This window comes from Corynebacterium sp. KPL2734, assembly GCF_040225595.1.
Taxonomy (GTDB): Bacteria; Actinomycetota; Actinomycetes; order Mycobacteriales; family Mycobacteriaceae; genus Corynebacterium; species Corynebacterium rhinophilum.
In genome coordinates this window covers 184,003-197,450 of the sequence record NZ_JBEHFO010000001.1, presented here as the reverse complement: position 1 = coordinate 197,450, position 13,448 = coordinate 184,003, and the positions used below count along the sequence as shown (strand labels likewise).

Genomic DNA, 13,448 nt, shown 5'->3' with positions numbered 1-13,448 from the left:
TTTTTCGGCGCATGCGCGGTTGGCGGTGAAATTTCCCCACCGCCGCCTCAGGCAGCGGCCCACCTTGCGGTACCGGTAGGCCGCTGCACAGAGAAGTTAGAAGCCGGCCTTCTTCAGGGCATCGGCCATGGTCCCCTTGGCTGCCGGGCGCCCGCGGGAGCCTCCACGATCGGAGTTGCGGCCACCCTTCTTCCCCGCTGCGCGCGAGGGTTTTTGACCGCCGCGCTTGCTGGATCCGCGCGGTGAATCGCCGCCGCGACGCTTCCGTGCAGGCTGGCCTGGTTCATCATCCAGCCGCAGCGACAGGCCGATGCGCTGGCGATCAACGTCAACCTCCATCACCTTGACCTTGACCACCTGGCCAGAGCGCACGACTTCATGGGGATCAGAAACAAACTGATGGCTCATGGCAGAGACATGGACGAGGCCATCTTGGTGCACGCCGACATCGACAAACGCACCAAAGGCCGCCACGTTGGTGACCGTGCCCTCTAAAACCATGCCCGGAGTAAGGTCAGAGACCTTATGTACGCCTTCTTTAAAGGTGGCGGTCTTAAACTCAGGGCGCGGATCGCGGCCCGGCTTATCTAGCTCGGCGATGATATCGCTCACAGTTGGGATACCGAAGGTCTCGTCCGCAAAATCGGCGGGATCCAGCTTGTCCAGCACCCGGTTATTGCCAATGAGCTCGCCGATGCCCAGCCCCGTCTGCTCCGCAATCCTTGTCACGATAGGATAGGCCTCGGGGTGAACCGCCGACGCATCGAGCGGGTCCGCTCCCCCATTAATGCGCAGGAAGCCGGCGGATTGTTCAAAGGCCTTCGGGCCTAAGCGCGGCACCTTCTTCAGCTCCTTACGGGTAGCAAAAGAGCCATTGTCATTGCGGTAGGCCACGATATTGGCGGCGATGGTGGGGTTAACACCCGCCACGCGCTCCAATAGCGGCGCCGAGGCCGTATTGAGGTCGACGCCGACGCCATTGACGGCGCTTTCTACCACGCCATCCAACGTCCGGGCCAGCGACGTCTGGTTCACATCGTGCTGATACTGGCCCACTCCGATGGCCTTAGGATCGATTTTCACCAGCTCTGCCAGCGGATCCTGCAGGCGCCGGGCAATAGAGACCGCCCCGCGCAGCGAGACATCCATATCGGGAAATTCCTCCGCCGCCAGCTGCGATGCGGAGTAGACCGATGCACCTGATTCGGAGACCACAACGGGCGTCGGGCGCTGGCCGCCAACCTGCTTGAGCAGGTCAGCAATCTCGTGCGCGAGCTTTTCTGTTTCCCTGGAGGCAGTGCCATTGCCGATGGCCATAAGGTCAACCGAGTGCCGCGCGCACAGTGTGGACAGGGTCTGTACCGCCTGCGACCACTGGTTTTGCGGCTGATGGGGATAGACGATGGTGGTATCGAGCACCTTGCCCGTTTTATCCACCACGGCGCATTTGGTGCCGTTGCGGTAGCCCGGGTCAAGGCCGATGGTGGCGCGCTGGCCCGCGGGGGCGGCAAGCAGCACATCGCGCAGGTTCGTGGCAAAGACCTTGAGCGCGCCTTCTTCTGCTACTTCTTTCAAGCGCATGCGCACATCTAGGCTGGAAGAAACATACAGCTTGGTGCGCCATCCCCAGTGCACGGCGTTATCCAACCACGCGGAGCTGCGTTCCAACTCGAACCGATCCGCGATGAGGTTCTCGTAGTCGGCGTCGTCACCGGCATCGAGGTGCAGCTGCAGCACTCCCTCGTTCTCCCCGCGCAGGAGTGCCAGAATGCGGTGGGAAGGAAGCGAAGAAAAAGGTTCGTTGAAGTCGAAGTAATCCTTGAACTTCGCCCCCTCGGCTTCCTTTCCTTCCACCACCTGCGCCTGCATGGCACCCTGGTTAAACATGCGCTCGCGCACACTGCCTACCAAGTCTGCATCGAGCGCGAAGCGATCGATAAGAATGGAGCGCGCCCCCTCTAGCGCCTTCTTGGTATCCGCGAAACCTTCCGTAAGAAAACCCTGTGCCAGTTCCTCCGGCTGGGCCTGCGGCTGCGCAATCAATATGTCGGTCAGCTCTTCCAAGCCGGCTTCGCGCGCGATATCCGCCTTTGTCTTGCGCCGCTTTTTATACGGCAGATACAAATCCTCAAGCCGGGCTTTGGTATCGCAGGCAAGGATCTGGCTGCGCAGGTCATCGCTAAGCTTGCCCTGCTCATCGATGGCGGCAAGGATTGTCTCTTTGCGCTCTTCTAGCTCACGCAGGTAGGTGGCCCTCTCTTCGATGGTGCGCAGTTGGGCATCATCCAAACCACCCGTGACCTCCTTGCGATAGCGCGCAATGAAAGGCACCGTATTTCCCTCCGCAAGGAGCTTCAGCGCCGTCGAAACCTGGGTTTCTTGAGCGCGGATCTCCGCCGCGATGGTGGCCGCAATATTCACGTAGATTCCTCACACTTCTATTTCACAGCTTGGTATGGGACCCACCCAATCTACCGCATGCCTTTTCCATCGCCCCGGCTTGCCACCGCAGGGCACACAAAAATCCTCTTCCTCCCGCACGCTGAAAGCAGGAAGAAGAGGAGCAAAAGACGCGCTATTTTAGTGGATGACTACCTGGGCCCTATCGCCGCCAGAGCAGCTCACCCTCGAGGAGTTCCCGGAGCAGTACATCGTATAGGCACCACCGGTAGTCGGTGAATAGACGCTCAAGGTGACATCCGTTCCGCCACCGGACACCCAGTTATTCATAAAGGTGTTGTAGACATTTTTCGCAAATGCTTCTGACGTTTTACTGGTGGCAGCGTAATAGCTCGTGTAGTCGCCCCACGAGTGCCCATTGCCGCTGCTTACAGGTGCCTGAGCTGGGGCGGGCGCAGGTGCCTGCTCAGTCTTGGTCACGGTAGCTTCACTACCCGACGACTTCTCGTCGTCCTTGTCATCAACGCTTGTGGAGTCCGCCTTTTGCTGAAATTGGGTTTCCTGCGCGGTGGCGTTGGAATTATCGCCATTTCCCTGCACGAAAAAGACTGCCGCAGCGGCAATGGCAAGAAGTGCCACAACTCCCAAAATAATCGCCGCAATCATGGCCCCATTCCCGCGGCTTTGTTGCGGCTGAGAATACGCGGGGTACTGGTTGTACTGCGGCTGTTGGTTGTATCCGCCAAAATCATTTCCATTGGGAGAAGTCATGCGAGAGAGTCCTTGGAGAGCAAGTAAAAATGCGAGTGTGTGCTGCACTTACAGTAGCACTACCCAGCACCGATACAAGTTTCTCTAGCGACTTTTCCTAATTTTCTTCGCTGGATTCAACGCTCCATACCGGCTCGGCCGACCACGCGAATTCGGTATGCCCGATTTCTGTACTTCCCAACCACGCCGCGGTGGCCGGCAAGCACTCAGCAACCATCGGCGCGAGGGAGGGCAGGGCTGCTGTGGTATCGCCATTGACGATGACCCGCCACAGCGGCGTGCCCTCCGCTGCGGTTCCATTGCTGAATTCATATTCTTGGGCCAATGGGCTATCTTTCGGCGGCGACGGGGAAACTACGGTGGCAAAAATATTTACCGGCACAAAACCTGCATCGCGCAGTTTCTCCGGCATACCAGCCAGGCTTTCTTCCCATTCTTCCTGGCTCATCAGCACAGAAAGATCCACGCTCACCCGCACTACTGTGCCTTGCCTTTCGGTTCACGCTCGCTCAATTGCGCTACAAATGCCTTATCCGCCTTACTCAATTCCACCTGATCCAATAACTCCGGGCGGCGCTGCCACGTGCGCTCCAACGCTTGTTCCCTGCGCCACCGATCTACCAGACCATGATTTCCAGAAGTCAAAACCTCCGGCACCGCAAGCCCGCGCCACTCGCGCGGTTTGGTATAGCTCGGGCCTTCCAATAGGCCATCTGAAAAGGAATCCTCTTCATGCGAGCGCTTATTACCCAATACCCCGGGGATAAGGCGGACTACGGCTTCTGCGATCACCAATACGGCGACCTCCCCGCCAATGAGCACATAATCCCCGATGGATACTTCCCGAACGCGGTAGCGCTTCTTTGCATCTTCAACCACGCGCTGGTCGATGCCTTCGTAACGTCCACAGGCAAAAACAATGTGCTCTTCAGTGGACCATGCCCGCGCATCCGCTTGGGTAAACGGCGCCCCAGCCGGGGTGGGAACCAGAAGCAGCGGAAGCTCGCCATCTTCGTTCTCACTATCTGGCTCGCCTTGTGACGCTTCAGCGTCATACGCCTGGGCTTCGACACCTTCTAATTCATCGTGGCGTGGGCGGTTGAGGTGCGGCAGGGAGGAATCGAGGGTGGGGGCGGTGGTCCCGAGTGCGACATCGTCAAGCGCAGGGCCCCATACCTCAGGTTTCATGACCATTCCTGGGCCGCCACCAAAGGGGGAGTCATCGACCGATTTATGAGCATCCGTAGCCCACTGCCGCAGATCGTGCACGCCCACCTCAAGACGGCCCTGCTCGATTGCCTTGCCTAAAAGGGCATGGCGCAGCGACTGCAGGTATTCCGGAAAGATGGTCACGACATCGAGCCTCATAGATCCAACAACCCTTCTGGGGGTTGGATGGTGCACGAGCCGGCTTCCAAGTCCACCTCGGGGACGATGGCATGGACAAAGGGCACCAAGGCGGAGTTGCCCGAAGCCAGCTCAACCTCTAAGAGATCTTGGCTAGGCCCGTGCACGACGGAGGTCACAGAGCCGATGTCTTCCCCCTCGTGGATAACGCGCAGGCCTTCGAGCTCGTGGTCATAAAAGCCCTCGTCGTCATTCTCTAATGGGGCAGCGAAAAATTGGGTGCCGCGCAGGCTTTCCGCCTGTGTGCGATCGGCAATTTCCTTGCACGTCACCAAAAGCCTGCCTTTATGGCTGCGCACCGCAGAGATAGTCAACTCGTGTCCCTTGCGGCCCTGCCTTCCCCGCAGTGTTTCTCCCACCGCAAAGCGCACCTCAGGCTCATCGGTGGTGGGCTCTACCACCACTTCTCCCTTGATCCCATGCGACTTAATGACGCGCCCAATCATCAATTCCATGGCGCAGAGTTTACCGCATACACCCAGTTGCTCTTATTTCCTGCCGCGCTCCCCACAATCTCACTCTTAGGCATTACGCTTGAAGCATGAACGACTCTCCCCACCCGTCCTCCGATCCTCGCAGCGCGCATCAGGAGGCACCGAACTCCCCCTTGATCGACCTTGATCTGGTGGCTTTGGCACCTCCCACCGATCCTGAACGCGAGCGCCCTGGGGTCAAGCGAGTCTTAAACGGTGAGCGCGCAAACCTGATCCTTTTCAGTTTTGCCCCTGGTCAATCCCTGCCAGATCACAAAGCCGCCCACCCGATCACCGTGCAGGCGATACGCGGCGAAGTGAATTTCACTTGTGGGGAGAACACGGTCGCACTAGCCCCAGGTAACATTGTGCACTTACCCGCCTATATAGTGCATAGCGTTGCCGCACCCCTACCGGATGTGAACTCGGACTCACCGACAGAACAGTCAGACGGGCAACCGGCACTAATGCTTTTAACGATGCTTACAGGCTAATTGGAATACACACACCGTTAGGACAGATTTTGGATACATCGCAGTCTCATAACAAGCCTTACCACCACGGAAACCTCCACGACGAGCTGCTACGGATCGCCGTGCAATTAGGAAAGGAAAAAGGCCCCGAGGCTATTACCATCCGCGCCGTCACCCGCGCGGCAGGAGTATCCCCCACCTCGGCCTACCGGCACTTTAAGGATCAGGAAGAACTGCACGATAAGGTAGCCGAACTAGCCACCGACGAGCTCGTGCGCCGCCTTCACCACACCACCGATAAAGCTGGCAACCTCGCTTTCCCCGATCACCTCGTGCAGGTTGGGTATGCCTACCTCGAATTTGCCTTGGATGAAACGAACTTCTTCCGTTGCATGTTGGAGTGGAAGGCGCTTCGTTTTATGCTCGGCGTAGACCCCTCAACTCCCGATGATCCAAAAAGCGAGCACCTGAATCTGATTCAGCGCTACTTCGATCTCTTGGCCCGTCACACCCAAGCCCAAGGCCAAACGCCCAATAAAGAGTATTTCCTACACAATAGCTTGCTGTCTTGGTCCGCCGTCCACGGGTTTACCGTACTTGCCATTGACGGGCCCCTGTCTAAACTGCCGCGGGAGGAAATCTATCAGCTATTCAAACCCGTCGTCGCAGGCAGCTTGCGCGGGATGGATTTTAAAGATCCAGGCGATGTATACGCCAATTACCCCGAATTGCGGCCACGCTCTGAATAGCGCTAGCCACTAGCCTCAGTGGCGGCCGCGCGCTGGCCGAGCGCGCAAAATCCCCCACTCGTTATCGCGCATAAATGCAACGATGACAGGTGGGGGATGAAGCTTATGCACAGCGCCCTAATCAGTAAAGGGCGCTAGAGACCGAGCAGATTACTCTGCGGACTCCTCAGAAGCTTCTGCTTCAGCGTCTGCCTCGCCGGCAGCAGCAGCGGCAGCCTCAGCTGCAGCAGCCTCTTCAGCTTCCTTCTTCTTTGCTTCTTCCTTGGCCTTCTTCTTTTCAGTGATGGCCTCGATGGTTGGGCCGTTATTAGCCTCAGCCAGCGCCTCGTTGAAGAGGTCCAGCTTGGACTTCTTCTCTTCGGCAACCTTCAAGGTGCCTTCTGCGCCCGGCAGGCCCTTGTGCTTCTGCCAGTCGCCGGTGACCTTCAGTAGTGCCAAGACAGGCTCGGTAGGCTGTGCACCAACGGACAGCCAGTGCTGTGCGCGCTCGGAGTCGATCTTGATGAGGGAAGGCTCTTCCTTCGGGTGGTAGATGCCAATGTTCTCGATGACCTTGCCGCTGCGGCGGGTACGAGCATCAGCGATAACTACGCGGTATTCAGCGGCGCGGATCTTACCTACGCGCTGCAGTTTAATTTTGACAGCCATGATGGCTCCTTTTCTAGTCACTGGGCAGTTCAGACACGCGCTTTTTAGCACGCCGGTTCAACCCTTGGATTTTATCTGCGCGTGACGTACCGGCCGACCGTAGACGGGAACGGTGTTACGCAGAATGAAACGTCTCATTATCGTCAGCAGTTCACACCACTGCGATAACCCGAACCATTTTAGCGTGTGCAGGCAGTATTTTAAAATCTCCGCGTCTCCCGCATTCTACCTTGCCTCGTTATGCCTCCGAGACCATTAAAGAGTAACCTGATTAGCCGAACGTAAACCTTTGACCCAGAAGGCTTAGAAGTACGCCACGCTTGTTTCCCCATGAGCAAGCGCACGAAATGACGTTTTATGACAAATGATTCTCCACGCAGCTTTCGATACCGCTATGACCTCGATGGTCTGCGCGGTATCGCAATTGGCCTCGTAGTTATCTACCACGTCTTTGTCGGTCGTGTCTCCGGCGGCGTGGATGTCTTTTTACTGCTTTCCGGTTACTTCTTTTTAGGCTCACAGCTGCGCTATGCCGGCAAGCCCAACGCGTCATTGAACCCATGGTGGCCAATCTGGCGCACGTTGCGCCGCTTGGTACCAAGCCTTGTTTTGGTCATCGGTGTGACGTATATCTTCGTGCGCCTTTTCACGCCGCAGCTCATGCGCACTGAATTTACCCAGCAAATTACGGCAACCATGCTGTACTACCAGAACTGGGAGCTGGCGCGCCAACACGCTGACTACACTGCGGCCGCCGCCGATACTTCCCCGCTGCAGCATATGTGGTCGATGTCCGTGCAGGGCCAGTTCTACCTGATGGGCATTGCCTTTGCCCTCATCCTGGCTGCGATAATGAAATGGCGCCCGCAGCAATCTTCACTGCGCACAAGCCGCTTCCCCACGGTCAACCAAATCGCCGGCCCCATCCTCATCGTGGTGACCATCATTTCCTTTGCCTATGCCTCGCGCCATGGGCTACACGGAACTCCAGAAAACTACTACTCCACGTGGTCACGCGCCTGGGAGTTGACCCTTGGTGCGGTTCTAGCCATCTACGGTTCTGCATGGAAGATTCCTGCGCGTTTTTATGATCTGTTTACTGGCCTTGGCCTTTTCATGCTGGTCTTTACCGGCGCCATCATCGCAGAGACCACCGCCTACCCAGGACCGCTCTCGCTTTTGCCTTTGGGCGGTGCCGTGCTCATCATCTTGGGCGGTGGCGGCAAGATCTCCAAGGCCATGGCCTCTAAAAAGGCGCGCTGGCTAGGCGATGTCGCCTATCCATTGTATCTATGGCACTGGCCGCTGCTTATTTTGTCCACCTCGTACTTGGGCCAGCAGACCCCGTCGTGGTGGCTGGGCATCATTATTATTGCCATCTCCCTGCTGCTTGCAGATATCACGCATCGCTTCATCGAGCGTCCCCTGCGCCAGCACCGCAAGCGGCCCTTGGCAGAGGATCTTCCAGCCCACAAGGCAGTCTCCAGTCTGTCCACCCGTGCCGGTGCCGGTCGGGCCATCGGCGGCGTCGTGGTCGCCAGCTGCGTCACGGCGCTGCTTCTCATTCAGCCGCTGTGGCTGCGCACCCTTAATATCGCCGACGCGGAAATGCTCAACCCCCAGCAATATCCCGGCGCTACCACGTTCATCAATGACATCACCCCGCCGGATGGCGTAGAGATCAAACCTGATCCCATCGTGGCTAGAGGAATCCAGCCGCCGGTTGCTGCAAACTGGTGCTTCGTGCCCGATAGCCAGCCCGCTGATTTCTTCTTTGAAACGCGCAGGGACGGCAAGACCCCCTGCATTTTCGGCGACACTACTGCCGAAAAGGAAGTCTATTTGGTGGGAGGATCCCACGCGGAGCAATACTCGTCTGCCCTCGACCGCCTCGGCCGAGAGATGGGTTTCAAGCTGGTTCCCCTCTTGCGCCAAGGTTGCCCCATCGAGCTTGGCGATGACGTCACGGTCAGCCCCGAATGCGCCGAGTGGGGTGAACTGGTCATGGACCGCATTGCCGAAGCCCAGCCAGAGTTGGTTATCTCCAATACCACCCGCCCGCAAAACGAATTCGGGCATGGCCCAGACGCTGTCCCCGCCGGCTACCAAGCCTTTTGGGAAGAACTATCCAAGCGCGATATCCCCTTCCTGGGTTTCCGCGATAACCCGTGGGGATTCGATGAGGACGGGGAGCCGCGCGAATTCGATGAGTGCTACGTTGCCACTGAGGACTCTGTGGGCTGCGGCATGCGGTTTGAGCAGGTTTACCAACCTTACGATCCAGGTGCCGTTGTTCTATCGCAGTACGAAAACATGCTGTCCCTCGATACCGCGCCGTGGTTCTGCGATGCTAATGGCGATTGCCCGGTCATCATCGGCAACACCATGGTCTACCGCGATATGCACCACATCACCAACGCCTTTGCTGATTCCGCGATGCCGATGATCCGAGAAGCCCTCACGCCCTTCTTGAACGGCGAAAAGGTCCAACAAGAGGCGCCAGAAATCTCCCCGGAAGAGGCAGAGGCAGCACTAGAGGAATCGCCAGCTGCCCCCACCACCGGTGGCACGCGGCGCGCCAACCCGGTGCCGTATCCCAATACCCTGGAAAACGACCCGGTGTAGACGCTCCCCCGCGACGGCACGCACAAAGGTGGCCCATCACCTGAGAGGTCATGGGCCACCTTCTATTTATGTCTCTGCGCGGCTACTTTTTGCCCTTGCCAAAGTTGAGGTTATCGAGGTCGATATTCTCCATGCCCTTGGGCATCTTGGGCATGCCGGGGATCTTTCCACCGCCAAGGCCACCGGCACCGCCCATTTGCTGCTGCAGCTGCTGTAGCTCTTCCATCGACGGCATACCGCCGCCCATTCCTGGCATACCACCCGGCATCTTGGGGCCGCGGTTGCCACCGCCGCCCTTGCCCTTCTTGCGCTTGCCGTTTTTGCCCTTGCGGCCCTTTGGCTTTTTCTTGGTGGCAGAACGTCCGCCACCGCCCATGCCAAATTGGCCGGCCATCTTGGACATCATCTTCTTGGCTTGGTTGAATCGCTCAATGAGCTGGTTGACCTCAGAAACGCTTACACCGGAACCATTGGCGATGCGCTTGCGGCGCGACGCGTTCAAGATCTTCGGGTTCTCGCGCTCTTCTGGGGTCATACCGCGGATGATGGCCTGGATGCGATCCAGCTGCTTTTCATCCACCATGGCGGCCATTTCATTCATCTGCTTGCCGCCAGGCATCATCTTCAGCAGGTTGCCAATTGGACCCATCTTGCGGATCATCAGCATCTGGTCCAAGAAGTCATTCAGCGTGAGCTCGCCGGAGCCAAGCTTAGAGGCTGCTTCTTCGGCCTTCTGGTGATCCAGGGTGGCTTCCGCCTGCTCAATCAGGGAGAGCAGGTCACCCATTCCCAGGATGCGGCTAGACATGCGCTCTGGGTGGAAGACATCAAAATCATCGAGCTTCTCACCGGTGGACGCATACAAAATCGGCTTACCGGTCACCTCACGAATGGACAGCGCTGCACCACCGCGGGCGTCACCATCCAGCTTCGTGAGAACCACGCCGGTAAAGTCCACGCCATCGCGGAAGGCCTCCGCCGTTTGCACGGCGTCCTGACCAATCATGGAGTCGATGACGAACAGGACTTCATTCGGATTGACGGCATCACGGATATTGCGCGCCTGTGTCATCAGGGTTTCATCGATGCCCAGGCGGCCGGCGGTATCGATGATGACCACATCGTGCTGCTTCTGTTTTGCTTCAGCAATACCGCGCTTGGCGACGTCCACCGGGTCCCCGTGCGAGGTACCCATCTCGTGGTCATTGGAATCCAGGGAGGTACCTGGGTCTGGAGCGAAGGTCGGGACTTCCGCGCGCTCGCCGACGATCTGCAGCTGCTGCACGGCTCCTGGGCGCTGCAAGTCACAGGCCACGAGCATCGGGGTGTGTCCCTGCTTCGTGAGGTGCTTGGCCAATTTACCGGCCAAGGTGGTTTTACCAGCACCCTGCAGACCGGCCAGCATGATGACGGTCGGTGGATTCTTGGCCAAGTTCAACCGGCGGGTTTCTCCGCCTAGGATCTCAATGAGCTCTTCATTGACGATCTTGACCACCTGTTGGGCGGGGTTGAGCGCCTCAGATACTTCCGCGCCGCGGGCGCGTTCCTTGATGCGCTTGATAAACCCGCGCACCACCGTTAGAGAAACGTCAGCTTCCAGCAAGGCCAAACGAATCTCACGAGTCGTGGCGTTGATATCCGCCTCAGTTAATTTTCCCTTGCCGCGCAGGCCCGCCAGGGCTGACTGTAGGCGGTCTGATAGTGAGTCAAACACTACGGATGCGCTCCCTTAAATTAGATCGATCTAAAGTTCAATTATTCAATCTTAGTCCCTAGCCAGGGCCCTGGTCACATTCCCCACCACCTGGGCGCGCGAAACCGAAGCTCCAAAGAACACATGCACAATCATCGTGGCGCCCAGGATCTCATGGCGCAGCCACATAAACTCCGGCAAAGACTCCACCAAATAGCCCAATGCACCTATTCTCTCGACGGTACGAATCTCCAAAATACCGCCCACGTTAAAGGCCGCCGTCGTGGGCTCACCTGCGATATCGGGAAGCTCTTTGTACGTACGCGAATTATAGGACTGGATAAACCTATCCGGTTCCGCGGCCTCTGTGAGCGTCTTTTGCACAGTGCGGATGACAAACTCCGCCTGATAGCTACCAGCATCACCCTGTACGAAATTGGCCCGCACAATCGTCCACCCCAAGGCTGAAATCAGCGCAAAAATGCGCTTAAACTCTGCCTTATTGGCACCGGACCAGGTCACGGTGACCACTTCCTCCTGCCAATCAACCGCAAGCCCTACCCCATACTCGTCCTGCGGAACACGGACTAAGGGGCGGGTGACTATGCGCGGCTTATTCGCTTCCAAAGCGCGGGCGACGATAAGGGCCTGCGCCTGTGCGGTGCGAGCAGACCACACGCCAGGGCCTGTTGATAAGGCATCCGCCTTGGATAAGGTCTCGAGCAGCGAAATGGTCAATTGATCATAATGGCACGCATTCAATAGGGCATCGCGCGCGGCATCCGAACTCGGATCCATCGTCGCTGCCAATCGCGCCAGGCTCGTATGCTCTGCCACCACGGTTTGCACGCGGGAAATATCTGCAAGATTAAAGCGCATGCGCGCGGCCTGCCGCGCCACCATCTCTGCTCCTACTTGCTCGTGCGGGCGGTCATGTCCCTTGCCTAAATCGTGGTACAACGCGGCCAGGAGGAGCAGATCCGGGCGCGCCACCGAGGTCCGCACCTCGGCGCAGCGCGTGACGGTGGCGACGAGGTGGTAGTCAACAGAATGCATGTGGCTGCGTTCTCTGGGCAGTAATCCGCGCACATGACCCCATTCTGGGACCAAGCGCTCCCACAGCCCATAGCGATCCAGCTCCGCAATCACCCGCGGGGTATGAGACGGCGAAGACAAAATGGCGAAAAAGTCATCCACGGCCGCCCGCGGCCACCGCTCCGGTGGAGCCGGCAGCTCCTGCAGTACCCGCCATGTCGTTGCGGAGACGGAATAGCCTGTCCGCGCTGCGGCCGCCGCGACTCGGGTCAACAGCCATGGGTCTGCACGATTGGGTGTGCGGGCCAAGGAGATAACGGCACCATCAGCCACGACGTCCACGTCAAGGGGCCTGCGCACACGGTCGCGCCCCTGCGCCGGACCAGCACCCCGGCTACCCAAAACGCCGCGGGCTGTGGCCAAGCTACGCTCTACCGCTTCATCGACAGCAGAAGCTGCAGTAACCAGTGCCGCCGTTAGCTCATAGCGGCTGCTAAAACCTAATTCATCAGCGACATCTGCGGCAAAGTCCGGATCCAAAATATCGCGGTGCCGATGAGCCTTGACGTGCAGCAGGGTCCGTGCATCGAGTAACAACCGCCGCTCTTCTTCCAGCACAGGCAGATCGCACAGGTTTCCTAGGGCCAAAGCACGCAAGAGCTGAATATCGCGCAATCCCCCGCGCCCGTTTTTCAGATCTGGGTTAGTCATGGTGGCAACGGCGCCAGAACGGTTCCACCGTGCGATGGCGGTATCGACGAAGCGGTCAAACCCCCGCTGCAACTGTCGACGCCACGCGTGTAGGAGGCGTTGACGAGCGTCATCGACAAGCGGCTTCTCGCCAGCAATATACGTCAGATCCAATTGTGCGAAGCCAGCTGAGGCATCCTGCAAGGCGATCTCGGCGCACTCCTGCGGGGTACGCAGGGCAAAATCCAACCGATACTTGGCATCCCACACCGGATACCACAAGTCCTCTACCAAGCGGGGATCTGGCTCGTAATCCTCCGGAAAGATCAAGATGACATCAATATCGGAATAGGGAGTCATCTCCTGCCTGGCTAAAGAGCCAGTTGCAGCTAGCGCCGTGTGCGGCGGCAGATCTAAATCCTGGAGCAGGCGCACCGCCGCGTCATAAGCCTCGCTGCGAAGAGCGGATGCTGCCACCATTTTT

10 protein-coding genes are annotated in these 13,448 nt (G+C 58.3%); 2 read left to right on the top strand and 8 right to left on the bottom strand.

From position 1 onward, the window contains the following. Window positions 1-96: 96 nt before the first annotated feature. The 5 genes from ABRP88_RS00910 to rimM form a co-directional block, all read right to left on the bottom strand. The gene (locus ABRP88_RS00910; RefSeq protein WP_349835754.1) at window positions 97-2,421 is read right to left on the bottom strand and encodes a Tex family protein; all 2,325 of its coding nucleotides are present in this window, start codon (window positions 2,419-2,421) and stop codon (window positions 97-99) included. 159 nt (window positions 2,422-2,580) lie between these two features. Beyond that, window positions 2,581-3,171 carry a hypothetical protein gene (locus tag ABRP88_RS00905; RefSeq protein WP_349835752.1) on the bottom strand — a complete coding sequence of 197 codons (591 nt, stop codon included), beginning with the start codon at window positions 3,169-3,171 and terminating at the stop codon, window positions 2,581-2,583. A gap of 97 nt (window positions 3,172-3,268) precedes the next feature. Further along, window positions 3,269-3,643 carry a hypothetical protein gene (locus ABRP88_RS00900; protein ID WP_284850018.1) on the bottom strand — a complete coding sequence of 125 codons (375 nt, stop codon included), beginning with the start codon at window positions 3,641-3,643 and terminating at the stop codon, window positions 3,269-3,271. Window positions 3,644-3,648: 5 nt separating this feature from the next. Beyond that, a complete protein-coding gene (trmD, locus tag ABRP88_RS00895; protein ID WP_349835751.1) occupies window positions 3,649-4,539 on the bottom strand; it encodes a tRNA (guanosine(37)-N1)-methyltransferase TrmD in 891 nt (296 codons plus the stop codon). Next, window positions 4,536-5,033: a ribosome maturation factor RimM gene (gene rimM, locus ABRP88_RS00890; RefSeq protein WP_284769581.1), complete on the bottom strand. Its 498-nt coding sequence runs from the start codon at window positions 5,031-5,033 to the stop codon at window positions 4,536-4,538. Before rimM ends, trmD begins: the two co-directional genes overlap by 4 nt. A 541-nt stretch (window positions 5,034-5,574) precedes the next feature. On the opposite strand from rimM, the gene ABRP88_RS00885 reads away from it, so the two are divergent. Further along, a complete protein-coding gene (locus ABRP88_RS00885; RefSeq protein WP_284769580.1) occupies window positions 5,575-6,273 on the top strand; it encodes a TetR/AcrR family transcriptional regulator in 699 nt (232 codons plus the stop codon). A 150-nt stretch (window positions 6,274-6,423) separates the two neighbouring features. On the opposite strand, the gene rpsP is transcribed toward ABRP88_RS00885, so the two are convergent. Next, on the bottom strand, window positions 6,424-6,921 hold the full coding sequence (gene rpsP / locus ABRP88_RS00880) for a 30S ribosomal protein S16 (RefSeq protein WP_284851456.1): 498 nt from the start codon (window positions 6,919-6,921) through the stop codon (window positions 6,424-6,426). Window positions 6,922-7,278: 357 nt separating this feature from the next. Between rpsP and ABRP88_RS00875 the strand changes: the two genes are divergently transcribed. Beyond that, entirely contained in the window at window positions 7,279-9,546 is a 2,268-nt protein-coding gene (locus ABRP88_RS00875) for an acyltransferase family protein (protein ID WP_349835750.1), read from the top strand. 82 nt (window positions 9,547-9,628) lie between these two features. Here the strand turns inward: ABRP88_RS00875 and ffh are convergent, their stop codons facing one another. Continuing rightward, complete coding sequence (gene ffh, locus ABRP88_RS00870) at window positions 9,629-11,260, bottom strand: signal recognition particle protein (RefSeq protein ID WP_284869101.1); 1,632 nt, start codon at window positions 11,258-11,260, stop codon at window positions 9,629-9,631. Between the two features lie 51 nt (window positions 11,261-11,311). Beyond that, entirely contained in the window at window positions 11,312-13,444 is a 2,133-nt protein-coding gene (locus tag ABRP88_RS00865; RefSeq protein WP_349835749.1) for a [protein-PII] uridylyltransferase, read from the bottom strand. Window positions 13,445-13,448: the final 4 nt, after the last annotated feature.

Coding starts and splice junctions, on each gene's coding strand:
- ABRP88_RS00905 (WP_349835752.1), bottom strand. CDS start 3,171: ATGACTTCTCCCAATGGAAATGATTTTGGCGGATACAACCAACAGCCG.
- rimM (WP_284769581.1), bottom strand. CDS start 5,033: ATGGAATTGATGATTGGGCGCGTCATTAAGTCGCATGGGATCAAGGGA.
- trmD (WP_349835751.1), bottom strand. CDS start 4,539: ATGAGGCTCGATGTCGTGACCATCTTTCCGGAATACCTGCAGTCGCTG.
- rpsP (WP_284851456.1), bottom strand. CDS start 6,921: ATGGCTGTCAAAATTAAACTGCAGCGCGTAGGTAAGATCCGCGCCGCT.
- ABRP88_RS00865 (WP_349835749.1), bottom strand. CDS start 13,444: ATGGTGGCAGCATCCGCTCTTCGCAGCGAGGCTTATGACGCGGCGGTG.
- ABRP88_RS00875 (WP_349835750.1), top strand. CDS start 7,279: ATGACAAATGATTCTCCACGCAGCTTTCGATACCGCTATGACCTCGAT.